The organism is Mesorhizobium sp. WSM4815, from assembly GCF_055811575.1.
On record NZ_JBVVQS010000101.1, the window covers coordinates 308966 to 335502 of the forward strand.

Consider the following 26537-nt stretch of genomic DNA (forward strand, 5'->3'; position numbering starts at 1 on the left):
CTCAGCTCTCACCGATCGCCCAGCTCAGCATCTGCTCGAACAGGGTTTTGTAGCCCTTCCAGGCGATGAACTCCGGTGGCAGCCAATGCGGCCCGACATCGGACGTCCAGGCCACAGTGCGGCCCTTGCCATAGTGACCGGTGACGAGCAGCGGCAGCGAGCCATAATCCGACGACACGGTTGCCAGGACTTCCGCCCCGTCTTTCAGCGTCACCTCGTTGAAGCCGAGCAGGACTGGCCAATCCGACCCGAGACCCCTGAGGATCGGATGGTCCGAGGAGCCTTTCAGGACAGGCGAAAACCCTTCCGGCACCTCGACGCGGTCGTCGAAAGCGAGGCAGTTCACCGGCAGCACCTCCTCGACCGGCGTCTTGCGATAGCGCGCGCCGCCATTGATGCCCTGGAAGCTATAGTAGCCGCCGAACATCAAAAGCCCGCCGCCGTCGCGCACATAATCGCGCAGCAGCCGCAGGCGGTTCGGCGTCGGCTTGGAGTGAACCCAGGTGTCGGGATGCAGAAGCAGCGTGTTGGCGCCGATGTCGGAGAGCACCACCGCGTCATAGGCCGAAAGCGCCTCCATTGTTTGCGGAAAGTTGCGCTGTGCCTCATGCGCCGGCATGAACGTCACGTCGAAGTCGGTCGCCTTTAGCGCCGTCAGCAATTCGTCCGCCCCGGTGTGGTAGGTGACCGTCGGAAACTGGTCGAAGCCCTTGATATGGGTCGCGGTCGACACCCAGGATTCACCGGCCAGCAGGATTTTTTTCTTGGACATTTGAACTCCGTCGTAAGTCTCAGCCGTAAGTCTGGGCTTAATTCCGCCGCGAGAACACGGCTTTCGGATTGGCGATCAGCATGCGGTCGATGGCTGGATGCTCGACGCCATGCCGTTTCAGGCGCGGTATGAAATGCTTGAGAATATAGCCGTAGCCGAAACCGCCGAAGCGGGTCAGCATGATCTTGAGGAACACATCCTGGGACAAGAGCAGGCGATCGCAAAAGCCGGCCTCGACAAGTGTGGCGATTGCTCGCGCGTTCTCTTCGTCGGAGGGCGATTGCGCGTCCTGATCGGCATAATAATAGTCCATGCCGATCATGTCGTATTCCAGAAACGCGCCGCGCCGGGCGAGGCTTGTCTGGTAGTCGAGATCATTGTGACTGGGGTTCATGTGGCAGAGCACAGTGTGGCGAAGATCGGCGCCCTCGGCCTCCACGACATCGAGCACATCGTGCGCCAGCCGCTCCCAGCCGGGCAGGTGGATCGACAGCGGCACGCCGGTGATGCGCGAGGCCCGCGCCGAAGCTCGCAGCGACTTTCGTTCCTCCGAAGTAAAATCCTTGCTGACGCCGATCTCGCCGATCAGGCCGGCCAGGATCGGCGGCTGCGTCTCGCCGCCGCCGACGTCGTTGACGATGAACTCGGTCACCGCGTCGACATCCATCGCCTTCAGCCATTCGGGATGGGTGTGCTCCAGATAGAAGCCGGTGCCCATGACGATCTTCAGGCCGGACATGCGGCTGATGCGGGCGAGCTTTTCCGGCTCGCGGCCGATGCCGATATTGGTCGCGTCGACGACGGTGTGGCCGCCCAGCGCGCGATAGCGTTGCAGCTCAGACAGCGCCAGGTCACTGTCATCGAGCGAAACATTGTCGCGATTGACGTAAGGATTCATGCGCAATTCGCCGATGATCTCAATGTTCACCGGCTGCTCGGCGAGCGCCATGTCGTCGGGATGACAGGGACATTTCCAGCTGCGCGCACCGTCGAGCAAGATGTGCTCGTGCATCAGCGTGACGCCCATTTCTTCGACCGGAACGGGGCCGAGCACGGTCATCGCATGACCGGTTTCGACTCCGATCGCCAGCCTCTGCCTGGGAGCCGCGTCATGGAAAAGATCACTCATGGGCTCAACGGCTCCGCACGGCGCCGCGGAACAGGCGGAAGTTCAGCCAGATGGCGATCAGGATGATCGTTCCGGTGACGATCGGCGTCAGGAAAGGCGACAGATGTGCCAGGATCAGGCCATTGCCGATGACGGCCACAGTAAGCGCGCCGAGAACGGTGCCGACGATCGTTCCGCGGCCGCCGAACAGGCTGGTGCCGCCAAGCACGACGGCAGCGATCACTTCGAGCTCAAATCCTTGTCCGGCATTCGACGATCCGGATCCGAGCCGGGCAGCAATGATGATCCCCGCAAGAGCTGCCGCGGCGGCGGAAATCACGTAAACGAAAAGCGTCGTCAGCCGCGTGTTCACGCCGGCGCGCCTGACCGCTTCGGCGTTGGCGCCGATGCCGGTCACGTAGCGGCCGAACGGCGTCTCGTTGAAGGCGATATAGGCGATCGCCAGGATCGCCAGCGCGATCAGCGCCGGCGCCGGCACGCCAAGCAGCCAGGCGCGGCCCAGCACCGTGAAAGGGCTGCCCGGCTCGATGGGGATCGAGTAGCCGCCGGTGATCAGCAGCGCCACGCCGCGGATCACCGAAAGTCCGGCAAGCGTGACGATGAAGGCCGGGATGCCCTCATAAGCGACGAAATAGCCCTGCACCGCGCCAAGCAAGGCGCCCAGCGCAAGCATGGCGAGGATGACCAGCGGCCATGGCAAACCCAGTTGCAGCAGCGTCGCCGACAGCGTTGCCACCAGCGCCAGCACGGAGCCGACCGAAAGGTCGATGCCGCCGGTGGTGATGACGAAGGTCATCGCCGCGGCGACGATCAGCAGCGGTGCCGACTGCCGCAGGATGTTCAGCAGGTTGGGCGACGTCAGAAAGGCGTCCGTCGCCACCGAGAAGATGACGCTAACGATAAGAAAGAACAGCGCGATCGACACGACACTGCCGTTGGCGAGCACCGCATCTCGCCACGTGGATTCGCGGACCCTTCGAGACTGCGCGGAGCGGGTCGAAGTCGCTTCGCTCATGCTGGCGCTCCATCGCGATAGGCGTTGGTGGCCGAACGAGCGTTGAACTTGCGGCCCACGATCAGGTTGACGACATCCTCGATATTGGTTTCGCCGATCAGTCGCTCGGCGACGTTGCGTCCTTCGTACATGACCTGAATGCGGTCGCATACGAGGAACAGATCCTGAAGCCGGTGGGTGATCAGGATGACACTGACGCCGCGGGCGCTGACGGTGCGGATCAGGTCCAGCACAGCCTCGACCTCGGCGACGGCGAGCGCCGCCGTCGGCTCATCCATAATCAGCACGGACGGCTCGAACGAGGCGGCGCGGCCGATCGCGATCGACTGTCGCTGTCCGCCGGACAGGTTTTCGACCTTGAGCCGCGTGTCTGATATAACGATGCCGAGACGGTCGAGCATCTGGCGCGTTTGCTCGTGCATACGCTTCTTGTCGAGAAAGGAAATGCCGGCGATGCGGCGGCGCGGCTCGCGGCCGAGAAAGAGATTGCCGGCGACGTCGACCGTGTCGCAGAGCGACAGATCCTGATAGACCATCTCGACGCGCGCCGCACGCGCGTCCGCCGGCGAAGTGAAGGTCACCGGCGTTCCATCGATCTCGATCGTGCCGGCATCGGGAACCACCGCTCCCGACAGCACCTTGCTCAACGTCGACTTCCCGGCGCCATTGTCGCCGACCAGCCCCAGGACCTCGCCCGGCCTCAGCACCAGCGACACGTCATCGAGCGTCTGAATGGCATTGTAGCGCTTTGAGATGCCGCTCATCCGCACCCGATAGGTCTCGCCACTGCTCATCTTGGATCCCACGGGATTGCAAAGCGTCCGCAGCGTAGCCCTTCGCGGCGCCGCGGACGGGTCATCGATGCAGTCTACTGGAACATCGCGCGGTATTGTTCGACATTGTCCTTGGTCACGATCGTCACCGGAATATTGATGATCGGCCCGACCGTTTCGCCCTTCTTGAGCTTGACCAATGCTTCGACAGCGGCCTTGCCTTCGCCGGCCGGGTCCTGCTGGACCACCGCCACCACCCAACCATCGTCAATGCCCTGAATGACCTGCTTGGTCAGGTCCCAGCCGAACACCTTGACGTCGCCGGTGCGGCCTTGGCTGGTTACGGCCGAAACTGCGCCGAGCAACGCCGGCTCGCCGGTCGCGTATAGCGTCGTCATGTCCGGATTGGCGGTCATCAAATTCTCCGAGGCGCTCATTGCGGTCTCCTGGACATTCTGGCCGTCGACCGTGTCGAGGAAGGTGATCGCCAGGCCGCTGTCGGTGACCGCCTTCTTGAAGCCGTCGAGTCGCTGGTTCTGGATGAACGAATTGAGCGCGCCGACAATGCCGATCTTGGCGGTGCCGCCCATCTCCGACTTGACATAATCGGCATAGAATTTGCCGATATCCTCGCCGGCCTTGGCGTTGTCGACGCCGATGAACGCAACGTTGTCGCCGTCCGGGATCTGCGCGTCGATGGCGATCACCGGAATGCCGGCCGCCTTCGCGGCGGTGATTGCAGGCTTGACGCCGTTGACGTCGATGGCGACCAGAATGATGCCGTCGACCTTTTGTGTGATGTAGTTCTCGATCGCGTCGTTTTGCGCGCTCGGCACGTTGTTGGCATTGAAGATGACCAGCTTGGCGCCGGCGGCGTCGGCCGCCTTCTGCGCGCCCTCGTTGATCTGGTTGAAGAACAGGGCCTGCTGGTTGATGTTGACGAGAGCGAACGTATCGGCGAACGCCGATCCCATCGCCGTCGAGCAAATGGCCAGGACGGCGGCGCAACGGAAGAGAAGCTTGAACGGACGCATTTTCGGTTCCCCTTGCTTGCGGGCCAATCCTGTCAGGCTGGCCCATTGGTGCTACAGGCACAAGGCAAACATTCAAGAGACTTGAATAATTGTCAACGAATTTGATCTCACTGCAGCCGTCAGAAGGTCGCTGGTGTGTTGACCCAAAAAATGCTGGCTCTCTCCTTGCTGATGTTGCGGTAATGGTGCGGCAGCTCCGACCTGAATACGAACGCATCGCCGGTGGCGAGATCATGGCTCTTGCCATCGACGATCAGCTTGATCCGGCCGGCGAGCACGTAGCCGACTTCCTCGCCGACATGCTGGATGGGACCTTCGCTCTCGCCGTCTGCCTCGATATGATGGATGTTGCACTGCAACAGGTGTCCGGGCGAATATGGAATGATGCGTTCGAGCGAGATGCCCTCGCCGCGCCTCAGCGCGTCGAGCGAGATCAATGGCCGCGCGCCGGCGCGGAACACGATCGCCTCGTCGTCGTCGACCTGTTCGAACATCCAGCCGATATTGGTCTCCAGAGCCTCGACCAGGCGGTGAAGCATCGGCAGCGATGGCGAAGCCTTGCCGTTCTCGACCTTGGACAAAAGGCTTTCAGAGCAGTGCGCAGCTGTCGCCAGCGTCTTCAGCGTCATGCCCCGCGTCTGGCGGGCGAGGCGCAACCGCGTTCCAAGCCGCGCGGCATTTACGGTGGCGTCCGCTTCGGACTCCGGCCGTCGCCGATCGATTTTGTTCATCCGTTCGTCAACCATTCAACAGTCATGGGACAACTGTCGCGCGAGCAAAAGACAGCCGCGACCGATTTGCAAGTGGTGATCTGTCAATTTCGACCTGGCCGGTTTTTTTGATAGCACGGATAAAGCAACCCAGCGTCAAACACTCGCCGTCCACAGCGACATCGGCCGTCCCTCGATCGAACCCGGCGCTGACTGGAACAAAAAGCGTTCCTGCGTTGTTCTCCAACCGCCCGATGTTCGAAGGGGCTGGTTTATACGCCGGCCAGAGGCAATCCCCTCATAGCTCCTTGAACAGCCGGATCGTCGAGCGCCGCGGCAACTTCTCGCCGACCTTGATGGCAATTGTTGTTGAGGAACCTGCATTTGACCGCCCCGAAAATCCCTTAGGGTCAGATCACCGACGAATTCCTGATTGTGCTGCCACCACCTGTGCGGCAACGCAATGAACGTTATGGAAGCTGGGCTTCCAGACACGACCCGGCATGCGGTGGTTCGATCTGGTAGGTGTGTCAGTTTATTATCCACTAGCCTTCTTCCGGGGGTGGTATTTCTATGACCCCTACGCGGCGCCGATTTCGTCGGGGACGCTATATCGACGCTTGGCTGGATCGCGAGCGTAGCATTGGCTGGAGAGTGATGGCCGCGCCTTGCTCTACTCGGTGATGGTGATACCCTGGCGTCGAGTGTAGGACCATCATCCATCTTGTTTTGCTATTCGAGGAAATGGAAATGATTCTAGAGCCTTTCAAAATTGTTGATCACAATTCGCACTACGAGGGAGCTTATAGCGAAAGCCAGAAGCAGTGGAAAAGAATATGCGCAGTTGAGAAAGTTAAAAATCTCTGTTCCCTGCTGCCGGTTGGAACGTATGAAGAAGTACTTGAGGTCGGCTGTGGGACAGGGGCTGTTCTTATAGAGCTGTCAAAAAGATCTATGTTTACTTCCTACTATGGGATTGACGTAATCGATCCCGGCGAAAATGCCGAAAATGTACCTTCAAACGTTCACTTGTCTAAGTACGACGGGTCACGGTTGCCTTTCCCCGATAAGAGCGTCGATGTCGTGTACGCGAGTCACGTTATTGAACACGTCATGGAACCACGGCAGCTGTTAGCGGAAATTGCCAGGGTAACGAAATCATGGATTTACATTGAAGTTCCTTGCGAACTTCATGCGCGAACGTCACGAAAGGGCTTACAAAAGACGCTGAACATAGGGCATATCAATTGCTATTCCCCAGCATCGTTCATGATTCTCCTTCAAAGCACCGGTCTTGACGTCGTCAAAATGGAAGTTTTCGACCACGATTTTGCTGTTCATCGATTCTTTACATCGCCTGCAAAAGCGGCGATGAAAATGGCTTTGAGGCGAGCGCTTATCAACATTAACCAAAGTCTTGCCACTAAGACCTTCACCTATCACTGCGGGGCACTTTGCCGAGCCCCGTGTTAACTATGCTGGAATTGAAGTCGCTGTTAATTTTGATGGCATCTGCGTTCCAGAATCTAAAAACCCATAGTCGTACTCGTTTCAATAGCTTGCTAATATATGGCGCAGCGTCTCCTTGAAGCCGGGCTACGCCCACGCCTAGCCCGCGACAGTGTCGCCGTGCTGCAAAGTCGGCAACAAATGCGCCGCCGAGGCTACACGGCAGCGCTCCTTGCTTTGTTCGAAAATGCCAGAGGTGTTACCCCATGACCGAGCGGATCGTCAGTTTTGTCATGAGCGGCGGTATTGGCTCACGGCTGTGGCCGCTGTCGCGCGAGGACAATCCCAAGCAGTTCCATGATTTTTCCGGCGATGGCTCGATGCTGGTCAAGACGTTGCGGCGGCTTACGGCGCGGCCGGACGGCGAAACGCCGGTCTTCCTGATTGCCTCGGAGCGGCACGCCGACCGCGTCCACGCCGATCTCGCCGGCATCGACCTTTCCGGCGGCGGCCCCTTGTTCGAGCCGACCGGACGCAACACCGCCGCCGCAGTCGCCCTGGCGGCGCTGCGCACCCTCTCCGAATTTGGCGACAGCCTGGTGCTGGTGGTGCCGTCCGATCATGAGATCACGACCGCGCGACAATTCTGGCAGAGCGTGGAAAACGGCACCGCTGCGGCGCGTGCCGGCCGGCTGGTGGTATTCGGCATCAAGCCCGGCCACCCCGAAACCGGTTACGGCTATATCGAGATCGCCGGCGAGAAGGATGGCATCTGCGATGTCTCGCGTTTCGTCGAGAAACCGGACCTCGCGACCGCGCGGAGCTATCTGGCGGCCGGCAACTTCTACTGGAACACCGGCATCTTCCTGTTTCGCGCCAGCGCCATGCGCGACGCCTTCACGGCTTTCGAGCCCGAAATCTGGAAGGCCACCGAAAATGCCTATCAGGCGGCGACGTCAGATCTTTCCGGTCTCTATATGCCTCTGGAACTCTACGCCGCCATTCCGTCGACGTCGATCGACTATGCGATCATGGAGCGCGCCAGCCATATCGCCATGGTGCCGGCCGGCTTCCGCTGGAACGATCTCGGTTCCTGGCAATCGCTGCTCGATGTCGGCCCCTCAGACAATGACGGCAATGTCATCGTCGGCGATGTTGTCGCCATCGACTGCGAGAACTCCTACATCCGCAGCGACAGTCGCCTGCTCTCGGCCATCGGCTTGAAGGACGTTGCCATCGTCTCGACCGCCGATGCAACCTTCGTCGCCCCGGTCAGCCGCAGCCAGAACGTCAAGAAGATCGTCGAGCAACTCGAAAAGAGCGGCCGGCTGGAAACCAGGTTCACGCCCGCCGGCGATCGCGTCATCGAAAGCGGCGCCTGGCGGCGCCGAGTGCATCACTGGCTGTTTGAAGAGACGGTGCCGCTGTGGTCCACGGTCGGGGTCGATGAGCGCCATGGCGGTTTTCACGAGGCGCTTGGTTTTGACGCCACTCCGCTGAAGAAGCCCAAGCGCATGCGCACCATGGCCAGGCAAGTCTACGCCTTCGCTGTCGCCAGGGCGCGCGGCTGGGACGGGCCCGCCGACAGGTTGATCGGCCACGGCCTCGAATTCATGGCCAGGAACGGCCGCACCGACAATGGCGGCTGGGTGCGCACACTCAATGTCGACGGCACGGTCGCCGACGCCGCCGAGGATGCCTACGATCATTCCTGCGTGCTGCTGGCGCTGGCGCATGCCCATATGGTCGGCAACCCTGATGCATTGCGGCTTGCCGAAGAAACCTTTTCGTTCCTCGACGCGCATCTCGAGGATCACCGCATGACCGGCTTTCTCGAAACGTCGAGCGGCGTGGGCGAACGGCGCTCCAACCCGCACATGCATCTGCTCGAGGCTTTCCTGGCCTGGCATCAGGCGACCGGCGAGCTCGCCTATCTTCGTCGCGCCGCGCGCATCGTCGATCTGTTTCGCAGCCATTTCTTCGATCCGGAAAGCTGGACGCTGGGCGAGTATTTCGATGCCGAGTGGAGGCCGGCGGAGGGCGAGAAAGGTGCCTGGACGGAACCCGGCCACCATTTCGAATGGGCCTCGCTGCTGGTCGACTTCACCGGGCGCAGCGGCCAGAGTGACCTGGCTGGCTTTGCCAGAAAGCTCTATGCGTCGGCCATCGCCAACGGCCTCAATCGCGCCACCGGCCTCGCTTATGGCGCCGTCTCGCGGCAAGGCTTGCCGCTCGACCTTGTCTCGCGCAGTTGGCCGCAGGCGGAAGCAATCAAGGCGGCGATTGCACTGGACGGTTCGGGCGGACCTGACCTCAAGCCCGAGATCGAAGCGCGTGTCGGCCGCCTCTTCCGTTGGCACATCAATCCGGCGCCGCTCGGCCTGTGGATAGACCGGATCGACGAGCGAGGCCGCTCGCTGGCGACCGATGTGCCGGCAAGCATCTTTTATCATCTGGTTTGCGCGCTGACCCAATATCTTGACAGCACCGCCAGCGAAGCACGATAGGGCAGTTGACGGAATTTCTTCGATTGAAATCGATGCCAGGCGACGATAAGTCGTCCGGACGTCTCCGCCAGAGGTGATAGAGACATGCTTGGCAGCGGCGGGAGTGAGGATTTTTGTCGTTCAAGAAACTAAGCTTTTTGGCACTCCTTGCCCTGGCGTTTGCGGTTGGCTTCTTTGCCATCATCGTGGAAAAAGGGGCGCCTCGTCGTCCCCCACCCCCAAAGCCACAAGCCGCGATAGAGCCGTTTGATGGCAAGCTTTTCATCCAGGCGGTCGATGATCTTCGCGTCGGCAACCGCAAAATCGTGCTATGCGGCGTGGCGTTTACCAAGCCTCAATCCCTGCGTGCCATCGTAACGGACGCGGCGCGCCGGGACTACCAGGGGCTCGCCCTGACTTGCAAGCCGGTCGGCATGGGTACGCCTTGCGACGGCAATGTCGCCTCAAAGTTTGGTGATGCCGTCGTTGTGCAATGCCTCACGTCCGATGGCGTGGATTTGGCCGCCAAACTTGCCGAGAATGGCATCTTGTGCGGACAGCCGGCGCAGGCAGGTTCGACCTACAAATCTTGCTTGTCGGGTTCGTAGTTCTCGCCAGCTGCGTGTCATAAAACGAAAGACAGAATGTGCGATAACACCCCACGTTAAACAGAGTCGACCACAATCCCCTGTACCAAAGCATCGGCGCGATGACCGTCAAACGCCACGAAATAAACTTGCCTTGCCAACAATTTTCACAGGGGGCCGGCACGAAAAATGGTAGATTCAAATCCGGCAAGCGAGTGTGTCCAATGAAACACATGAGAAACCAAAAAATCATCTCGCATAAGCGAAGCGGGTTGGAATCAAAGCGAAAAGCTGTTACGCGCTTGTTCAATACCTTCGCCCTGGGGAGGGGCCGAGGTGCGGCGGGACAAAAAGGATCGAAACGAATGAACCTCACTGTAAAAGTTGCGTTGGCCGGATTTGTCGCCTCGATCGGTTTCGGCCCGGTTTCGTCTTTCGCTCAGGATGCGTCTTGCACCTGTACGACACCCTATCAGGGAGCGGCGAGTTCGATTGGTTCCATAGGGCACGCCAATGGCGACGTAATGGTTTCGCAGGCCGCCGGCTATGGCCCGGCAAAAGCGGGAAATACGCTGGATTTCGGCAGCCGCATAGTGGTCGGTGCCAAGGGGGCTGCCTCCGTTAATGTCGGTGGCTGCAACCTGGAGGTGCCTGCGAATTCAAGTCTCGACATTTCTCGTGTCGAGAACAATATCTGCCTGAAAGTTGTGGGTTCCGAGCAGACGGCTGCCGCCGTGAGTTCCGAGCATACGGGTCAGATTGGCGCGGGCGGAAACCGGTCCTGGGTGCCGCTCGGTATATTTTTGGGCATGGCCGGTACTGCCGGTATCCTTGCTGCAACGCAGGGTGACGGCGACGACAGCGGCCCGGTCAGCCCTTAAGGCGCCCAGTAGGCAATATAGCAGAGCCATGTGACTACCTCTGCTATATTGTATGGCCGGTGCCTCTGTGTTGCCTTGGCGCGGCGGCTGGAGTCGGGATATTGATGGAATTCGTCAACCATACCGCTCTATCACCTGAGTCGAACCTGAATGCGCTCCGTCGTGGGCGGATTCGTCTCGCCGGGAGGCACTGTGACGGGTGGTGCGGCAGTGCTGGTAGTTGGCTTGCACGCTGTCAGCGAATAGCTTGAATCCTACCGTATTGCACGACCTTGACAAATGCGTCATTCGCTCTGGTGCGGGTGGCGCTTTTGCCTTTTGGTTGGGAGAAGTCGTCAGTTTGCTTCAGCGCGGCCACCCATGATCGACCTGCATTCCCATATCTTGCCCGGTCTTGACGACGGCTCGCCCAGTCTTGCTGAATCGCTGGAAATGGCGCGGCTGGCGGTGGCCGATGGAACGACGCATATGGCGTGTACGCCGCATATCGTGCCAGGCATGTACGAAAACGGATCGGCAAATATCGCCCGCGCAGTTCAAGAATTGGAACAGGCGCTGCGCGGTGCCGCAATACCGCTTGCGCTTTACGTTGGCGCCGACGTGCATATAGCTCCGGATCTGCCGGAGCAATTGGCGCTGGGCAGCGTGCCGACCTTGAATAGATCTCGCTATTTTTTGTTCGAGCCGCCGCACCACGTTCTGCCGCCAAGGCTGGAAGATTTCGCTCTGCGCCTCATAAACGCCGGGTTCGTTCCGATTCTTACCCATCCTGAGCGGCTGACATGGATCAAGGCAAATTACGAAATTGTTGAGAACTTGAATGCAGTGGGTTGCCTAATTCAACTTACCGCAGACTCGATTGTTGGTGCTTTTGGACGCACGGCGCTTTACTATTCGGAAAAGCTGATTGACGAGGGTAGGGTAGATATTATCGCTTCGGACGCCCACGGCGCCACCCGCCGGCGCCCTGGGCTTTCGCAGGCGGTTGCCGTTGCCGCGAAGCGATGTGGGGAAGATGAGGCCCGCAATATGGTGTTGAAACGCCCAGGCGAAATATTGGCGAACCGGCCCCTCGAGCCGGTCGGAAAGGCACGCTCGAAAAAGCCAAGCCCCGGCAACGTCGGTCGCTTTGCAGGATTGGGTCGCCTGTTGAAGGGTGGGGCAGCGTAATGGGTGTGTTTCATTTCGCAAAAAATTATACAGGCGCGATATGTGCCTTGCTCGCTTCGCTCTCGATGTCTGCCTGCACGAGCACCTCGTCAACGACATCATCGTCTTCGCCGACATCGGTTGATGCGCTGCAACTGACGTCATCGTCGGCGCCGCTCTCCAGCGGCGGCGCCCTGCAGGTCGTAAAGGAGCTGCCTGCGCAAAACAGCCAGAACGGCAACGAGCAGCCTTTGTCGCCTAACGATGTGCTGGAGGTGAATGTGTTCCAGGTCGACAATCTGAACAGAACCGTTCAAGTCGACGCTGGCGGACAAATTTCGCTTCCACTTATCGGAACCGTCACCGCGGCCGGGAAGACCGTCCGTCAGCTGGAGCAGGAAATCGAAACGGCCTACGGCGCCAACTATCTGCAGTCGCCCGATGTGTCGGTCTTCGTCAAGGAATCGATCGGACAGCGCATTACCGTCGACGGCGAAGTCACCAAGGCTGGTATTTTTCCGGTGTCGAGCAATTCGTCTCTCATCGATGCGATCGCCCTTGCCGGAGGGTTCAATGCCGTTGGCGATGCGAAAAAGGTCTTTGTCTATCGCAATGTCGGCCAAAATACTCTGGTCGCAAATTACAATGTGGAGCAGATTCGCGCCGGCAAGAGCCGCAACCCACGCATCTATGGTGGCGACAAGATTGTCGTCTTCGCCTCGAAATCGAAAATTGCCATGAACAACCTCAAGGACGCCCTCGGCGTCGCCTCGAGTGCAGCCAGAATTGCGGTCGTCCCGGGATTGTAAATCACGGCCGGTTAAAATTAAGCCCAGAGACAAACCCAAGGTTGTCACGCAATGCTCGATCGCAATCGACAGCATCAAATTGCAGGCCCCGGACATGGCCAAGCCTTGTCTGCCGACCTGTATTATGACGGTGCGCAAAACTATAACCCCTATGGTCGCGATCACTCCGAGCAGGACGAGCGCTTCAATCCACTCAAACTGTTGTTTTACGCTGTCCAGTATCGGTGGCTGATACTGATGATGGTAGCGGGCGGACTTGTTGCTGGCGTCGTCGTAACCATGATGCAGACGCCAAAATATCGGGCGACAACGCAATTGGAAGTGCTGGTTCCTTCCGCCAAGGTGTTCCAGGACATTGAGGTGGTTTCTGAAACCAGCGACATGCGGGCATTTCAAACCGCCCGGGAAAAGCTGAAGAGCCGGGCTTTGGCGCAACGCGTGGTGTTCCAACTGGGGCTAAGCGAAAAGCCGGATTTCCTGTTTCCGACCCCGAACTTCTCGCCTAGCAACATTTTCTATCGAGCGTTCGGAATTTCCAAATCGCCTTCCATAGAGGAGAAAACCCCGGAGGAACGTGAGGAAATTGCGATCCAACGCATTCTAGATGACCTCGCGGTCACGCTGGTCAGCAATACAAGCCTGCTGTCGATTACATTTGCCGACCAGAACCCGAAATATGCAAGTGATATAGCCAATCAGGTCGCGCAAAGTTTTATCGACCAGCGCCTCGATCAGACCAGCGAAACCTCAGACCTGGCGCGGCAATTCATCCAGGAACAGGTTTTGCAGGTAAAGCAAAAGCTTCAGAAGTCCGAAGAGGAACTTGTCGCCTATGCAAAGGATGCGGGCATCACGATAACCGGCGAAGAAAAATCGTTGATAGGGTCGAACATCGAGACACTCAACTCCGCGCTCGCAACAGCAATCCAGGAACGTCTCGATGCTGGACGGATGGTGGACCAGATAGACAAGGGTCGCGCGGCGAGCCTCGGCCCAGTCCTGGAGAGCGAAGGTCTACAGAAGATCACCGAGAAACTGTCGGATTTGACCAGCCAGTATCAGCAGAAGCTGGGCATATTGAAGCCCGGCTTTCCAGAGATGCAGCAGCTTCAGGCGCAGATCAAGGAACTGCAGCGGCTCTATGACAACGGTGTTTTGACGATCACCGATTCACTGCGGCAGAGATACCAGGAGGCTCAGAACAAGGAGGCCGACCTTAAGACAAAACTTGCCGAGTTGGAGACGCAGCAGGTCATCTTCAACGATAAAAACATTAAATACACAATCTTGAAGCGAGAAGTAGATTCAAACCGCTCGCAATATGACAATTTGATTGCCAAGCTTAACGAGGTTGGCGTGAGTTCTGAGCTCAAGACTCAAAGTGCCGCAATCGTCGATTTTGCGACGCTGCCTAATCGCCCTTATTCTCCACGATTGACCATCAATCTTGCGATCGCTCTGGCTCTTTTCCTGGCGCTCAGCGCGTCAATTATTTACATCATCGAGTTGTTGAACAACACCTTCACCAATCCTGAGCAGATCGAAAAGGAACTGGGATTGGCGATGCTCGGCATCCTGCCGCTTGTCGATGACCGGGAACTCATTGCCAGCATCACCGATCAGAAGTCAGGACTGTCCGAAGCCTACCGTTCGCTTCGAACATCGCTTCAGTTTTCCGGCGCCGAAGGTGCGCCGCGGTCGCTGCTGGTCACGAGTTCGGAACCCTCCGAGGGCAAGTCGACCACCTCGTTCAAGCTCGGACAGGATTTTGCCGCGCTCGGTGCAAGGGTTCTCATTGTCGACGGCGATCTTCGAAAGCCGAACCTTCATCGGCTGTTTGGTCTCGACAACACAATCGGGCTGAGCAATCTGCTGACGAACACCGTTCGCAAGGAGGATCTGGCAAGCATTTTCAGGGCGACGAAATATCCTAATGTGACCGTCCTGACTTCTGGAACGATCCCGCCGAACCCCGCGGACCTGCTCTCTTCGCCAAAGATGGCGCTGATCATCACCAATCTCGGCAAGCGCTTCGACCTTGTCATAATCGATGCCCCGCCGGTCGTCGGCCTTTCAGATGCGCCCATCCTCAGCCGGCTTGCCGAGGGCACATTGATGGTCATTTCTACCAATCAGGTCACGCGCAAGTCGGCGAAGACAGCGTTGAAGCGCCTGCGAGCTGCCGGCGCGAACGTGGTCGGAGCCGCGATGTCGAAGTTTGCAGTGAACAAGTTCGATTACAACTACGGCTATAAATACATGAACTACCAGTATTACGACTACGGCACCCCGAAACTTGAGGGCAAAGTCGATGACGGAGCAGACCAGCCCGCTCATGCAAAATCTCCGGCGTTCAGGCGTTTGGTTCGTCGCATTCGCTCTAGCGTTGGCGGCTTCGTCGATCGGGCTAAGTCGATTTCTTGAAACCGAAACGCCAACCGTTTCCCTCGCGCTGGATCCGTTGAACGTCAATGCCTTGATCGGTGAGATTACCCACGACCTGAACGATACAAGCAATGCTCCCGATCTCGACGCCATGCTTGCCAAGCTCGAAAGCGCGCTTCGCTTTGACCTTGCGGACGCACGTCTCTACAGCCTGATCGGCGAGATCAAGTACCGGAAGGGTGAAAAAGATCAGGCCTATGAGTTTTTCGATCAAGCTCGAAATTTATCCAAGACCGAAATCCTCGCGCTCCAGAGGTCAATAGGCCGCTCCATCGAAATAGGCGATCTGTCCGGGGCCGTCCGCGAGATCGATATTTTGCTGCGGCGATGGCCAGATCAATTTCCGGCGATCGCCGCGGGGCTGCCGACAATCCTCTCGAACCCCGATGGATACCAGGCTGTGCTGGCAGCCATCAGGGCCGCGGCGCCCTGGAGGTCCAATCTATTGGTCACTCTGGCTAAAACCCCAGACGGGCTCGGTTTCGCAAATCGGTTGCTGCTCGATTTGACCGGGTCGAGTGCGCCACCAAACCCGAGCGAGCTCTCCTATGTGATCCACGGCAATTTTGGTCAGAAAAAATATGAACAAGCGTATAGGTTGTTTCTTTTCAGTCTGTCCGATCAAGAACGGAAATTGGGCGGATACATTTTCAACAGCGCATTTGAGCCTCTATCCAGCGGCAAGCCTTTTGATTGGCAGGTCGGCGATCAGTCGGGTCTCGAAGTTACGCTTGCAACGGCTCAAAATGCGGTTGAAGGTGAGGGGGGGGCGACGGTCCGCTTCCTGAATACGCCGGTCAAGAACGCAGCGCTTCAGCAGTATATCCAGCTGCCGCCAGGCTCCTACAAGATTTCTTTGGCTGCGTCCGCGAGAAACCTGAAGCTTCCAAAGGAGTTGTTCTGGTCGATCAGGTGCGTGGGGCCCGCCGGCGAAATAGCGCGGTTCAATATTCCGGAGGGTACATATAATCGTCAGGCGCTCAGTCAGGGTTTTTCGGTTGGATCGGCTGGGTGCCCCATGCAATTATTGAAGCTGGAAACTGCCGCCATTGCCGAGAGCTGGCGCTTTCGCTACGTCGGCACATTGGTAATGCACAAATTGAGCATCGAGAGACTTTCATCTTGAGCGACCGGCCATCGGAATGGGATAAATATCTCCTCGGATCGGTTCTGTTTATAGCGCTGCTGATCGGCGGCGGCACTGCAAGCGGGCTTTACACGGACACGCTGATCGAGGTTGCGGCAATTGTCTCGGCAGCGGCGGTCTTTTCACAGGCCTCTGGCCAAAGGACGCCCCATTCCGTTCTGTGGCTGCTTATCTTCGTTGTGGCGCTGGCCGTTCTGCAGATCATTCCGTTGCCTGCGGCGATATTCAGCGGATTGCGACCGGAACTGCTGCTCGCAGACTCCGAGCTTGTAGGGGAATCCCAATTTCGTTTCGTCAGTGTCGGCGTTGGACGGACGATCGAATGTCTGTTGTATCTGGTGGCGTTGGCGGCGTTTTTTTTGAGCGTTTTGCGTTTGCGTGCCGAGCAAGTCCCTGCGCTTCTGCCGTTCTTTTTTATGGGTGTTATCTGTAACGGCTTGGCAGGCGCGATTCAATATTCGCTCTCGGACGACATTGCCATAAAGGGATTGTTGCCGTTCACGATAAACGCCGGGCTTTTTGCCAACGAGAATCATTTTGCAGCATTGCTTTTCGTGTCTATCCCCTTCGTCGTTTATTATGGTCTGTTCCGAGGACATCTTTTGTCGGGATCGCTCGGGCTGGCCACGCTTTTGCTGCTCCTTTTGGCTGTCGGTTCGCGTGCCGGCGTTCTGATCGGATTAGCGATCACCGTGCTATCCATAGTCTTTCTTTCAACGCGTTCCAGGGTCAGTGGACTCAGCATCGTTGCCGTTTTCATAGCACTTTCAGTGTTTACGATAGGCGCATGGACGAAGATCGAGGCCGAAGCGATTGACCCGGATTTCGGGCGAGGAGAGATTGCTCGCACCACCATTGAGGGGATCAAAGAGAATTGGGCAGCCGGCGTTGGGTTTGGAAATTTTCAAAAGGCCTACCAGATATATGAAAAGGAAGGGATGATTTTCAGGCAATATGTAAATCATGCTCACAACGAGTATCTTGAAATCGCTTTCGAAGGCGGAGTTCTTGCTGTTCTGTTGATGGCGCTTTATTTCGTGATTCTTTTTATGGTGCTTGCTAGAGTTCGTCGCGATCCCCTTCAAAAGGCGGCGTTTCTCTCCGTGTTTTTTCTTCTCATTCATTCACTCGTCGATTATCCGTTGCGGACCGAGGCGCTTGCAATGACGTTTGCCTTCATGAACGCCATTATCTTCCACAAAGGATTTGCAGCCCGCCAGAAGAGTGAATTGATCGAGATCGACCACAACGGTGAAAAGTTACTTGTTCCCATTGGAACGCCGTCCTAGCGCCTCCTGGCGACGGCCCTGCGATCTGGGCAGGAATTTCCGGGTTCTGGTCCCTGCGTGGAAAATTCTTTCTCGAACCATTCCAGCGCAGGCCTGTCTTGCATTGTTATAGATAATGGCGATCTGCTAGAACGCCTGCACGAAAACCAGAAGTGAAGCTTGATCCGGGCCGCTGAAAAATTGCGCCTGATGCATCGATGCAAGATCCGGCCGGCACGAGAGAACGCTTAAAGTCCATGAACATCGCGCTTACGCATCTGCAGCGGCTTGAAGCCGAATCCATCCATATCTTTCGCGAGGTTGCGGCGACCTTCGCCAAGCCGGTCATGCTCTATTCGGTCGGCAAGGATTCCTCGGTGCTGATGCATCTTGCGATGAAGGCGTTTTATCCGGCCAAGCCGCCCTTTCCCTTTCTCCACGTCGACACGACCTGGAAATTCCGCGAGATGATCGCCTTTCGCGATCAGATGGCGCAAAAGCTCGGCTTCGATCTCCTGGTCCATGTCAACGGCGATGGTGTGCGCGATAATATCAATCCCTTCGACCATGGCTCCAACACCCATACGCATGTGATGAAGACCGTGGCGCTGCGCCAGGCGCTCGACAAATACGGCTTCGATGCAGCCTTCGGCGGGGCGCGACGCGACGAGGAGAAATCGCGCGCCAAGGAGCGGATCTTCTCTTTCCGCAATGCCCAGCACGTCTGGGATCCGAAAAACCAGCGGCCGGAGATGTGGAAGATATTCAACACCCGCATCGCGACCGGTGAATCGATCCGGGTCTTTCCGTTGTCGAACTGGACCGAACTCGACATCTGGCAGTACATTCTCCAGGAAGACATCCCGATCGTGCCGCTCTATTTCGCCAAGCAGCGGCCGGTCGTCGAACGTGACGGCATGCTCATTCTGAGGGATGACGACCGCATGCAGTTGCGTCCCGGCGAGACGGTGGAGAACCGGCTGGTGCGATTCCGCACGCTCGGCTGCTATCCGCTGACCGGTGCGATCGAATCGGCCGCCGACACGCTGGAGGCCATTGTCGGCGAAATGCTCACGGCGCGCACCTCCGAACGGCAGGGCCGCCTGATCGACCGTGATGAAGCCGGCTCGATGGAAAAGAAAAAGCGCGAGGGGTATTTCTGAGCATGCGCCACATCACGGCCGAGAGCCTCGCCCCCACCGACGGCATTCGCGACTATCTGGCGGTGCAAGAACAAAAATCGCTGCTGCGCTTCTTGACCTGCGGTTCCGTGGACGACGGCAAGTCGACGTTGATCGGGCGCCTGCTTTCGGACACCAAGCAGATTTTCGAGGACCAGCTTGCCGCGCTCGAGCGTGATTCGCGCAAGCACGGGACGACGGGCGACGACGTCGATTTCGCGCTGCTGGTCGATGGCCTCGAGGCCGAGCGCGAGCAGGGCATCACCATCGATGTCGCCTATCGCTTTTTCGCCACGCCAAAGCGCAAGTTCATCGTTGCCGACACACCCGGCCACGAACAATACACGCGCAACATGGCGACGGGCGCGTCGACCGCCGATCTGGCCATCGTCCTGATCGACGCCCGGCAGGGCGTGCTGCGCCAGACAAGGCGCCACTCGATCATCGCCTCGCTGCTTGGCATCCGGCACATCGTGCTCGCCGTCAACAAGATCGATCTCGTCGGCTTCGACAAGGTGGTGTTCGAACGGATTGTCGCAGACTACGCGCAGTTCTCACGTGAACTCGGTTTCCAGTCGATCGTGTCCATTCCGATGTCGGCCCGCTATGGCGACAACGTTACGGGCCGTTCCGATAAAACAGAATGGTATTCCGGCCCGACGCTGATCGAACATCTGGAAACCGTGTCAGTCGATGAAGCCGTTGTCGAACTGCCGTTCCGTTTTCCGGTGCAGTATGTGAACCGCCCCAATCTCGATTTCCGCGGTTTTGCCGGCACGATCGCCTCCGGCTCGGTCGCGCCGGGCGACGAGGTCGTTGTCGCCAAATCCGGCAAGTCCGCTCATGTCAGGCGGATCGTCTCGCATGGCGGCGATCTGAGCCAGGCGGTGGCGGGCCAGGCCATCACCCTCGTCCTCGACGACGAGGTCGAGGTCTCGCGCGGTAACATGCTGGTGTCGCCGGCGGCGCGGCCGCAGGTCGCCGACCAGTTCGCCGCCAACATCGTCTGGTTCGACGAGCACGCGCTGCTGCCGGGCCGCTCCTATATCCTGCGGACCGAGACCGATCAGACCAGCGCCACCGTCACCGACCTGAAATACCGCGTCAACGTCAACGATTTTGCCCATGAGGCGGCCAAGTCGCTGGAAATGAACGAGGTCGGCATTTGCAACATCTCGACGCGGGCGCCGATCGCCTTCGATATTTTCGCCGAGAACCGCACGACCGGCGCCTTCATCCTGATCGACCGCATCACCAACGCCACGGTCGGCGCCGGCATGATCCTGCATTCGCTGCGCCGCGCCGAGAACATCCACTGGCAATCGCTCGATGTCGGCAAGCACGGCCGCGCCGATCTGAAGAACCAGCGGCCCGCAGTGTTCTGGTTCACCGGGCTCTCTGGTTCGGGCAAGTCGACCATCGCCAACCTTTTCGAGAAGAAGCTGTTCGCCACCGGCCGCCACACCTACATCCTGGATGGCGACAATGTCCGCCACGGGCTCAATCGCGATCTTGGCTTCACGGACGCCGATCGCGTCGAAAACATTCGCCGGGTGGCTGAAGTGGCGCGCCTGATGGCCGATGCCGGGCTGATCGTTATTGTTTCCTTCATTTCGCCATTCAGCGCCGAAAGGCGCATGGCCAGGGAATTGATGGCCAGCGGTGAATTCGTCGAGGTGTTTGTCGACACACCTTTCGAGGAATGCGCCAGACGCGATCCGAAGGGCCTCTATGCGCGGGCGTTGAACGGCGAAATCAAGAATTTCACCGGCGTCGATTCACCGTATGAAGCCCCGGAAAATCCCGAAATCCATCTCAAGACACTCGGCAAGTCGGCCGAGGAGATGGTAGAGGCCCTGGAACTCTGGCTGAACGAGCGCGACATTGCCGAAAACCAATACGATAGCGGCGGCGGCATCTGAAGACGAATCGATGCTCGGGGTGTTCGAGCGCCTTGCCCTGGCGGCGGGGCGAGAGGTGATGCGTGTTTTTGATGCCGGCTGCGCGGTCGATCAGAAATCAGACGCCTCGCCGGTGACCGAAGCCGATCGCCAGAGCGAAAAGATCATTCTCGCCGGGCTGCGCGCCGCCTTCCCCGATATCCCTTGCGTGGCTGAGGAAGAGGCATCGGCTGGCATCGTGCCGCCCGACCTCGATGATGCCTTCTTCCTGGTGGACCCACTCGACGGCACCAAGGAATTCGTCAACCGCAGGACCGACTTCACCGTCAACATCGCGCTCGTTCGCCACGGCGTGCCGGAGATCGGTGTGGTCTTTGCGCCATGCACCGGACGCTTCTTTTCCGGCCGGCCGGGCAGGGCGGAAGCAATCGATGTCAATGGCGATTACCAGATCATCGGCCGTCGGCCGATTTCGGCCAGAACGGGCGTGGCGCCACTGACCGTCGTCGCCAGCCGGTCCCACAATACGCCCGAGACCGAAGCCTATATCCGCACGGTGGGCGCTGCCGAGATCGTCTCGGTCGGCTCGTCGCTGAAATTCTGTCTTGTCGCCAGCGCCGAGGCCGACGTCTATCCGCGCTTCGGCCGCACCATGGAATGGGACACCGCGGCGGGTGACGCGGTGCTGCGCGCCGCAGGCGGGATGACGCGCTCGCTCGATGGTCAGCCGCTGGCCTACGGCAAGCGCAACCAGAGCGATGACGTGGATTTTGCCAATCCGCATTTCATCGCCAGCGGGAAGAGCACGGGCCAACCCGACGCCGTGCGAGCGCGTCCTCGAAATTGACGGAAGCGCTCCCACAAAACCTTATGCTCTCCTGATGGACGGTTGCCATCGCGTGTTGGCGTTGTTATATTTACGTCTACACGGGGAAATTGGCTAATGCCGCTCAACATTCGCAGTGAAGAGGTAAACGTGCTTGCCGAAAAACTGGCAGCACGCACGCGCTTGAACAAGACGGCTGCCGTGAAGCTGGCCCTGGAGAACGAATTGCGCCGCGCCGAAGAGGCGATCCCACTGTGGGAGCGGCTGAAGCCTTTGCGCGCGAAGATTGCGGCCTATCCGGACACCGGCCTTGCGGCGGACAAGGCGTTTTTCGATGACCTCAGCGGCGACTACTGATGTTCGTCGATGCGTCTGCAATCATCGCCATTATGACGGAAGAGCCTGAGGCCGAGAACCTTGCCGCCGCGATGGATGCCGCACGCTCTCCACGGCCGATCACATCGGTCGTGGCTGCATGGGAGGCGACAGTTGGGCTGTTTCGCAAAAAGCGCATTCCCATGGCAGAAGCTGAAGCGCGCGTGCAGGAGTTCCTTGAAGCGGCCGGGGTCCAGCTTATGGCGATTTCGAGCCGTGAGTTGACCGTCGCGCTGCAAGCCGTCGATCGCTATGGACGGCACCGCTATCCGGACGCTGAACGGAATAGTGCGCTCAATCTTGCCGACTGCTTCCATTATGCCACGGCGAAATCCTACCAGGCGCCGATCCTGACCATCGATGCGGGATTTGCGCTTACCGATGTCACGACTGTGGGTATCAAAACCTGATATTTACGCGGGAGCTACCGGCTAGATCGTAGTCGTGCGCGTGAGACTCTACGCGGCGGCGATTTGCGCCGAATTCGAGCCGATATAATTGCGGATCGTCTCGATGATCCGGTCCTGGTCGGCCTCGCTCAGATAGGGATGCATGGGCAGGCACAGGATACGCTTCGGCAGCTCCTCAGAAACGGCAAGACCTGTCGGCGTGCGCGGATAGTCGCGGTAGGCGATCTGGCTGTGCAGCGGCTTCACATAATAGATCACCGACGGGATGCCTTTTTCCCCGAGATGCGCCTTCAGCCCGTCGCGCTTCGGCGTCTCGATGGCATATTGCGCCCAGGCCGAACGGCCGCCGTCCAGGTTGCGCGCTGCCTTGACGATGTCGCCGAGGCCTTCGGCATACCGTTTGGCGACCGCTTGCCGGGCAACCATCTCGTCTTCGAGAATGGCCAGCTTCTCGATCAGGATCGCCGCCTGCAGAGTGTCGAGCCGCGAATTGATGCCGACGCGGACATTGTCATATTGGGTTTCGCCCTTGCCGTGGAAGGCGAACGAGCGAAGTTTCTCGGCCAGCGCATCGTCATTGGTGAACATCGCGCCGCCGTCGCCATAGCAGCCGAGCGGTTTTGCCGGGTAGAAGCTGGTCGAGCCGACCGCGCCGAACGAACCCAGCATCTTGCCGTCGCTCGAGCCGCCGATCGCCTGGGCGGCATCTTCGATCACCATCAGCCCTTCGCGGTTGGCGATGGCTATGATCGCCTCGTAATCGGCGGCGAGCCCGAACAGGTCGACGGGGATGATCGCCCTTGGCCTCAGCCGGCCTTCCGCCTTGATCATGGCGATGGCGGCTTCGAGGCTGGCGATGTCGATATTGTAGGTCTGCGGATCGACATCGATGAAAACCGGCTCGGCCTTGGCCAGCGCCACCACTTCCGCCGTGGCGGCGAAGGTGAAGCTCGGCACGAACACCGCGTCACCTGGGCCGATGCCGGCCGCAAACAGCGGCAGCAGCAGCGCGTCAGTGCCGTTGGCGCAGGCTACGACATGCTTGGTGCCGACATAGGCGGCGAGCTTGTTTTCGAATTCGGTGACCTCAGGTCCGAGAATGTAGCGACCCTCGTCGACGACGCGGTCGATGGCGGCTTTCAGCCTGTCGCGGATTCGTTCGCGCTGCGCGCCTAGATCGATGAACTGCATGTCGGCCTCAAAACGGGGACTAGCCAGATAACCGGCCGCTGGTATCAGACTTGGCGCGGCCGAGAAAGCTGCACGGACCAAACCACAATTGCTCAAATGTCGCAGCCTGTTACCTCTCAGTCCGACAGGTCCGCATCAGACGCCGGAAATCCGGGGCTTTGTAGCGCACGACACGGCCTTCGTGTCGCACGCGCTCGGCTGGGCGAAACATAAAGTGATCGACGTCCTGCGCATCCTCGCCGCATCGCCGTCCAATCAGGCGATTTCATGCCGCCAGGGCGGATTGGCGCCGGCCCGCGACACGTTTACCGCCGCAGCCTTGGCGCCGAGCGCCAGCGCCTTGTGGATGGCGTCGTCCGACAGATTGGCGATCGCCTCCTTCGACAGCAGGCCTTGCTCGTGCAGCGAGGCCAGGATGCCGGCGTTGAACGTGTCGCCGGCGCCGACCGTATCGACCACCTCGACCTTGTCCGGCACGACCGTGACCTTGTGATCCCTGGTGTAGCCGATGGCGCCTTCGCTGCCATGGGTGACGACGATCAGCGTCGGGCCGCGCTCCAGCCAGTTGCGGACGACGTCCTCGTGCGAGCCGGCTTCGCCGAACCAGTTGAGGTCCTCGTCCGACAGTTTCACGATGTCGGCCATGGCCATCATCGAGCGGATGCGCCTGAGATGCTTGGCCTTGTCCGCTATGAAATTCGGCCGGATGTTGGGGTCGAGCATGATGACGCGGCGGCTGTGCTCGCGCCGCATGAATTCCTCGTAGGCGGATCCGGCCGGCTCCGAGATCAGGCTGATGGCGCCGAACAGCATGGCTTCGATCTCGCTGCCGAGTTTCGGCAGATCGTCGATGGTCAGCATCCGTCCGGCTGTGTTTTCATCGTAGAATGTGTAGGTCGCCTGGCCGTTGTCCAGCCGCACGAAGGCGAGCGTGGTCGGCCGGGGCGATGTGTGCGCATAGGTGGAACTGACTTGGCTTGCGTCAAGCGCGTCCTTGAACTGGCTGCCGAACAGATCCGTCGACAGGCCGGAAAAGAAACCGGCGGGCGCTCCCAGCCGCCCGAGCGCTATTGCCGTGTTGAACACCGCGCCGCCGACATAAGGGGCAAAGGCCGGCTCGCCCTCAGTCGTGGTGCGTGGCAGCATGTCGATCAGGGCTTCGCCGCAACAGAGGATCATGATTTCCTGGTCTCCGGCGGATAGATCACACCCTTGCGGATGATGATGTTGGCGTAGAGCCGCGGCTCGCTTGTCGCGACGATCGCGTGTGCGGACCTGACCCGTTGATAGAAGTCGGCGCCGGCAAGCGCAACCACCTTGCGGCCCGGAGCACGCTCGGCGCAGATCGCCTCCATCTCGTGATGAACGGGATCGGCAAGCAGGGGATCACCTTTGACCGAGGCGCGAAACAGCGCCTCCGGCACCGCGTCATCGACAGGCAATACGCTGAGGATGGCGTCGAGCATCGGAGCAAGATGATGACCGTCTGCGCGGATGAGCCGGTGTGCCTGCTCTTTCGCCGGGTAGTTTCCGTCGACAAGGGCGATCTCGTCGCCATGACCCATGGCACGCAGCGTCGCCAGCAGCTGTGGACCGAGCAGCACCGGGATTCCGATCAGCATCGCTCAGGCACTCCTGGAAATCGTGGTCGAACCGATGAGGAAGCGCTCGGAAAGCGGCAGGCTGGCACCGCCCAGGGCACGTGCATGAATGCCGACAGTCCCCTCGCGCACGGCCGGAAGCTTCAGGCCTTCACCGTCGATCTTGCCGATAGCATCGATAACGGCATCGACGAGCCGGCGCCGCACGGCCTTCGGCATCCATCCGTCGATCACCGCCGCCTCGAAATCGATAACCGATGACGCCGCCACAATGGCATAGGCGAGCGCCTGCGAGGCGCAGGCGATCCAATCGTCGAGCTCGACGCCGATTTCGCCCCAATCCTCCGGTGACGTCCACAGATGTGAGGCTTCGACGCCGCGCGCGTTGAGTGCCTTTTCCAGCATGGCGATCGACGCCACGCCGATCAATTGGGTCGGCTTGCCGTCCGGTCCAGGCACCGGCATCGAACCCAGCGCGCCGGCATTGCCGGTCGGTCCGCCGAAAAGGTGACCGTTCAGCACGATGCCGCCGCCGGCGAAGGCACCGATATAGAAATAGACGAAGTCGCGTGCCGTGCCCGCTTTGCCGAACACCAGTTCGGCGCCGCAGGCAGAGGTGGCGTCATTTTGCAGGTAGACGGGGAATTCGCACTGTGCCTGGATGTCGGCGCGGATGTCTCGGTGGCGCCATTCGTCCATGACGTCGCGCGGCGCACCTGCCGTATCGGCCCAGCTCCACAATTCGAACGGCATGGCAATGCCAAGTCCGGCAATGCGCTTGTCCTGCGCCGGGGTGAGTTCGCCGCGCATGGTCTTCATGCCGGAGGTGACGAACTCGACCGTCTCGCGCGGTGCCGGATAGCGGTAGGAATGCTGCAGCATCGAACGCACATTGCCGAGAAAATCGATCAGAACGAGTTCGGCGCTGCGGCGGCCGATCTTCAGGCCGATGAAATAGGCGCCATCGGGATTGAGCGCCATCGGAATGGAAGGTTGGCCGATCTTGCCGCGCAGCGGCGCCTGGCGGACAAGAAGGTTGTCCTCCTCGAGCTCGCGCATGATGACCGAAACGGTCTGGGCCGAAAGTCCGGTCATGCGCGCAATGTCGGACTTCGCCAGGCTGCCGTGCTGACGCACCAGCGACAGCACCAGCCGCTCATTGTGGTCCCGCATGCCGCTCTGGTTGGTGCCGCGGTGAATGCGGCTTTTGGCTGCCTCGGGCGAACCGTGCCTTGGTATGCCGGTCTCCACCCCTTCTCCTCCCGTCGTTTCCCTTAATGCTTTTGGCCAGAATGAGTGACCGACGCCACGCTGTCAATAATAAATAAGAGTGATTTAATTATTGACAGGACCCTCAGTCTGGTATTCTCTTGGGGCAAGCGTCCACGCTGGGAGAAG

24 protein-coding genes are annotated in these 26537 nt (G+C 59.4%); 14 read left to right on the top strand and 10 right to left on the bottom strand.

Annotated features, from left to right (window positions below; genetic code table 11):
- Position 1: 1 nt before the first annotated feature.
- From AC0L2B_RS27040 to AC0L2B_RS27065, 6 genes are all read right to left on the bottom strand, one after another.
- Positions 2–772, bottom strand: a complete 771-nt coding sequence (locus tag AC0L2B_RS27040) for a glutamine amidotransferase (protein ID WP_473747485.1) — start codon at positions 770–772, stop codon at positions 2–4.
- 37 nt (positions 773–809) lie between these two features.
- A complete protein-coding gene (locus AC0L2B_RS27045) occupies positions 810–1901 on the bottom strand; it encodes a phosphotriesterase family protein (RefSeq protein ID WP_473747487.1) in 1092 nt (363 codons plus the stop codon).
- A 4-nt stretch (positions 1902–1905) separates the two neighbouring features.
- The gene (locus tag AC0L2B_RS27050) at positions 1906–2916 is read right to left on the bottom strand and encodes an ABC transporter permease (protein ID WP_128172070.1); all 1011 of its coding nucleotides are present in this window, start codon (positions 2914–2916) and stop codon (positions 1906–1908) included.
- On the bottom strand, positions 2913–3710 hold the full coding sequence (locus tag AC0L2B_RS27055; RefSeq protein ID WP_287327587.1) for an ATP-binding cassette domain-containing protein: 798 nt from the start codon (positions 3708–3710) through the stop codon (positions 2913–2915). Before AC0L2B_RS27055 ends, AC0L2B_RS27050 begins: the two co-directional genes overlap by 4 nt.
- 74 nt (positions 3711–3784) lie before the next feature.
- Positions 3785–4723, bottom strand: coding sequence for an ABC transporter substrate-binding protein (locus tag AC0L2B_RS27060; RefSeq protein ID WP_473747488.1), 939 nt, complete (start codon positions 4721–4723; stop codon positions 3785–3787).
- 119 nt (positions 4724–4842) lie between these two features.
- Positions 4843–5454 carry a cupin domain-containing protein gene (locus AC0L2B_RS27065; protein ID WP_473747490.1) on the bottom strand — a complete coding sequence of 204 codons (612 nt, stop codon included), beginning with the start codon at positions 5452–5454 and terminating at the stop codon, positions 4843–4845.
- 729 nt (positions 5455–6183) lie between these two features.
- On the opposite strand from AC0L2B_RS27065, the gene AC0L2B_RS27070 reads away from it, so the two are divergent.
- The 14 genes from AC0L2B_RS27070 (at position 6184) to AC0L2B_RS27135 (ending at position 22347) form a co-directional block, all read left to right on the top strand.
- Positions 6184–6906 (top strand): class I SAM-dependent methyltransferase, encoded by a 723-nt coding sequence (locus AC0L2B_RS27070; protein ID WP_473747492.1) that lies wholly within the window; start codon positions 6184–6186, stop codon positions 6904–6906.
- 242 nt (positions 6907–7148) lie between these two features.
- Complete coding sequence (locus AC0L2B_RS27075) at positions 7149–9389, top strand: mannose-1-phosphate guanylyltransferase/mannose-6-phosphate isomerase (RefSeq protein ID WP_473747494.1); 2241 nt, start codon at positions 7149–7151, stop codon at positions 9387–9389.
- 113 nt (positions 9390–9502) lie between these two features.
- Positions 9503–9976 (top strand): hypothetical protein, encoded by a 474-nt coding sequence (locus tag AC0L2B_RS27080; RefSeq protein ID WP_473747495.1) that lies wholly within the window; start codon positions 9503–9505, stop codon positions 9974–9976.
- Positions 9977–10077: 101 nt separating this feature from the next.
- Positions 10078–10836 (top strand): hypothetical protein, encoded by a 759-nt coding sequence (locus AC0L2B_RS27085; protein WP_473747496.1) that lies wholly within the window; start codon positions 10078–10080, stop codon positions 10834–10836.
- Positions 10837–11196: 360 nt separating this feature from the next.
- On the top strand, positions 11197–12006 hold the full coding sequence (locus AC0L2B_RS27090) for a tyrosine-protein phosphatase (protein WP_473514655.1): 810 nt from the start codon (positions 11197–11199) through the stop codon (positions 12004–12006).
- 47 nt (positions 12007–12053) lie between these two features.
- Complete coding sequence (locus AC0L2B_RS27095) at positions 12054–12794, top strand: polysaccharide biosynthesis/export family protein (protein ID WP_473514654.1); 741 nt, start codon at positions 12054–12056, stop codon at positions 12792–12794.
- Positions 12795–12845: 51 nt separating this feature from the next.
- Positions 12846–15218, top strand: coding sequence for a GumC family protein (locus AC0L2B_RS27100; RefSeq protein ID WP_473747498.1), 2373 nt, complete (start codon positions 12846–12848; stop codon positions 15216–15218).
- Positions 15106–16365, top strand: a complete 1260-nt coding sequence (locus AC0L2B_RS27105; protein WP_473747499.1) for a tetratricopeptide repeat protein — start codon at positions 15106–15108, stop codon at positions 16363–16365. Before AC0L2B_RS27100 ends, AC0L2B_RS27105 begins: the two co-directional genes overlap by 113 nt.
- Entirely contained in the window at positions 16362–17675 is a 1314-nt protein-coding gene (locus AC0L2B_RS27110; protein ID WP_473747500.1) for an O-antigen ligase family protein, read from the top strand. The genes AC0L2B_RS27105 and AC0L2B_RS27110 overlap by 4 nt, the downstream gene beginning before the upstream one ends.
- Before the next feature lie 236 nt (positions 17676–17911).
- Positions 17912–18817, top strand: coding sequence for a sulfate adenylyltransferase subunit CysD (gene cysD, locus AC0L2B_RS27115; RefSeq protein ID WP_128172081.1), 906 nt, complete (start codon positions 17912–17914; stop codon positions 18815–18817).
- 2 nt (positions 18818–18819) lie between these two features.
- Positions 18820–20757 (top strand): sulfate adenylyltransferase subunit CysN, encoded by a 1938-nt coding sequence (cysN, locus tag AC0L2B_RS27120; protein WP_473508661.1) that lies wholly within the window; start codon positions 18820–18822, stop codon positions 20755–20757.
- 10 nt (positions 20758–20767) lie between these two features.
- Entirely contained in the window at positions 20768–21583 is an 816-nt protein-coding gene (gene cysQ / locus AC0L2B_RS27125) for a 3'(2'),5'-bisphosphate nucleotidase CysQ (protein WP_473747754.1), read from the top strand.
- Positions 21584–21679: 96 nt separating this feature from the next.
- A complete protein-coding gene (locus AC0L2B_RS27130) occupies positions 21680–21919 on the top strand; it encodes a type II toxin-antitoxin system VapB family antitoxin (RefSeq protein WP_473747501.1) in 240 nt (79 codons plus the stop codon).
- Entirely contained in the window at positions 21919–22347 is a 429-nt protein-coding gene (locus AC0L2B_RS27135; protein WP_473747502.1) for a type II toxin-antitoxin system VapC family toxin, read from the top strand. Before AC0L2B_RS27130 ends, AC0L2B_RS27135 begins: the two co-directional genes overlap by 1 nt.
- Before the next feature lie 48 nt (positions 22348–22395).
- Here AC0L2B_RS27135 and AC0L2B_RS27140 read toward each other — a convergent pair whose 3' ends face one another.
- The 4 genes from AC0L2B_RS27140 to AC0L2B_RS27155 all read right to left on the bottom strand — a co-directional run bounded on the left by AC0L2B_RS27140 (position 22396) and on the right by AC0L2B_RS27155 (position 26390).
- Positions 22396–23538 carry a DegT/DnrJ/EryC1/StrS family aminotransferase gene (locus AC0L2B_RS27140; RefSeq protein ID WP_473747504.1) on the bottom strand — a complete coding sequence of 381 codons (1143 nt, stop codon included), beginning with the start codon at positions 23536–23538 and terminating at the stop codon, positions 22396–22398.
- 255 nt (positions 23539–23793) lie between these two features.
- Positions 23794–24717: a carbohydrate kinase family protein gene (locus tag AC0L2B_RS27145; protein ID WP_473747505.1), complete on the bottom strand. Its 924-nt coding sequence runs from the start codon at positions 24715–24717 to the stop codon at positions 23794–23796.
- On the bottom strand, positions 24714–25160 hold the full coding sequence (locus AC0L2B_RS27150) for an RbsD/FucU family protein (protein WP_128172083.1): 447 nt from the start codon (positions 25158–25160) through the stop codon (positions 24714–24716). The genes AC0L2B_RS27145 and AC0L2B_RS27150 overlap by 4 nt, the downstream gene beginning before the upstream one ends.
- Before the next feature lie 3 nt (positions 25161–25163).
- A complete protein-coding gene (locus AC0L2B_RS27155; protein ID WP_023802793.1) occupies positions 25164–26390 on the bottom strand; it encodes an ROK family transcriptional regulator in 1227 nt (408 codons plus the stop codon).
- Between the last annotated feature and the right edge of the window lie 147 nt (positions 26391–26537).

Bases quoted from the DNA above. Each gene is read 5' to 3' on its own strand.
- AC0L2B_RS27040 (WP_473747485.1), bottom strand. From the start codon at position 772: ATGTCCAAGAAAAAAATCCTGCTGGCCGGTGAATCCTGGGTGTCGACC.
- AC0L2B_RS27045 (WP_473747487.1), bottom strand. From the start codon at position 1,901: ATGAGTGATCTTTTCCATGACGCGGCTCCCAGGCAGAGGCTGGCGATC.
- AC0L2B_RS27050 (WP_128172070.1), bottom strand. From the start codon at position 2,916: ATGAGCGAAGCGACTTCGACCCGCTCCGCGCAGTCTCGAAGGGTCCGC.
- AC0L2B_RS27055 (WP_287327587.1), bottom strand. From the start codon at position 3,710: ATGAGCAGTGGCGAGACCTATCGGGTGCGGATGAGCGGCATCTCAAAG.
- AC0L2B_RS27060 (WP_473747488.1), bottom strand. From the start codon at position 4,723: ATGCGTCCGTTCAAGCTTCTCTTCCGTTGCGCCGCCGTCCTGGCCATT.
- AC0L2B_RS27065 (WP_473747490.1), bottom strand. From the start codon at position 5,454: ATGAACAAAATCGATCGGCGACGGCCGGAGTCCGAAGCGGACGCCACC.
- AC0L2B_RS27070 (WP_473747492.1), top strand. From the start codon at position 6,184: ATGATTCTAGAGCCTTTCAAAATTGTTGATCACAATTCGCACTACGAG.
- AC0L2B_RS27075 (WP_473747494.1), top strand. From the start codon at position 7,149: ATGACCGAGCGGATCGTCAGTTTTGTCATGAGCGGCGGTATTGGCTCA.
- AC0L2B_RS27085 (WP_473747496.1), top strand. From the start codon at position 10,078: ATGACCGTCAAACGCCACGAAATAAACTTGCCTTGCCAACAATTTTCA.
- AC0L2B_RS27090 (WP_473514655.1), top strand. From the start codon at position 11,197: ATGATCGACCTGCATTCCCATATCTTGCCCGGTCTTGACGACGGCTCG.
- AC0L2B_RS27100 (WP_473747498.1), top strand. From the start codon at position 12,846: ATGCTCGATCGCAATCGACAGCATCAAATTGCAGGCCCCGGACATGGC.
- AC0L2B_RS27105 (WP_473747499.1), top strand. From the start codon at position 15,106: ATGACGGAGCAGACCAGCCCGCTCATGCAAAATCTCCGGCGTTCAGGC.
- cysD (WP_128172081.1), top strand. From the start codon at position 17,912: ATGAACATCGCGCTTACGCATCTGCAGCGGCTTGAAGCCGAATCCATC.
- cysN (WP_473508661.1), top strand. From the start codon at position 18,820: ATGCGCCACATCACGGCCGAGAGCCTCGCCCCCACCGACGGCATTCGC.
- cysQ (WP_473747754.1), top strand. From the start codon at position 20,768: ATGCTCGGGGTGTTCGAGCGCCTTGCCCTGGCGGCGGGGCGAGAGGTG.
- AC0L2B_RS27130 (WP_473747501.1), top strand. From the start codon at position 21,680: ATGCCGCTCAACATTCGCAGTGAAGAGGTAAACGTGCTTGCCGAAAAA.
- AC0L2B_RS27135 (WP_473747502.1), top strand. From the start codon at position 21,919: ATGTTCGTCGATGCGTCTGCAATCATCGCCATTATGACGGAAGAGCCT.
- AC0L2B_RS27140 (WP_473747504.1), bottom strand. From the start codon at position 23,538: ATGCAGTTCATCGATCTAGGCGCGCAGCGCGAACGAATCCGCGACAGG.
- AC0L2B_RS27145 (WP_473747505.1), bottom strand. From the start codon at position 24,717: ATGATCCTCTGTTGCGGCGAAGCCCTGATCGACATGCTGCCACGCACC.
- AC0L2B_RS27150 (WP_128172083.1), bottom strand. From the start codon at position 25,160: ATGCTGATCGGAATCCCGGTGCTGCTCGGTCCACAGCTGCTGGCGACG.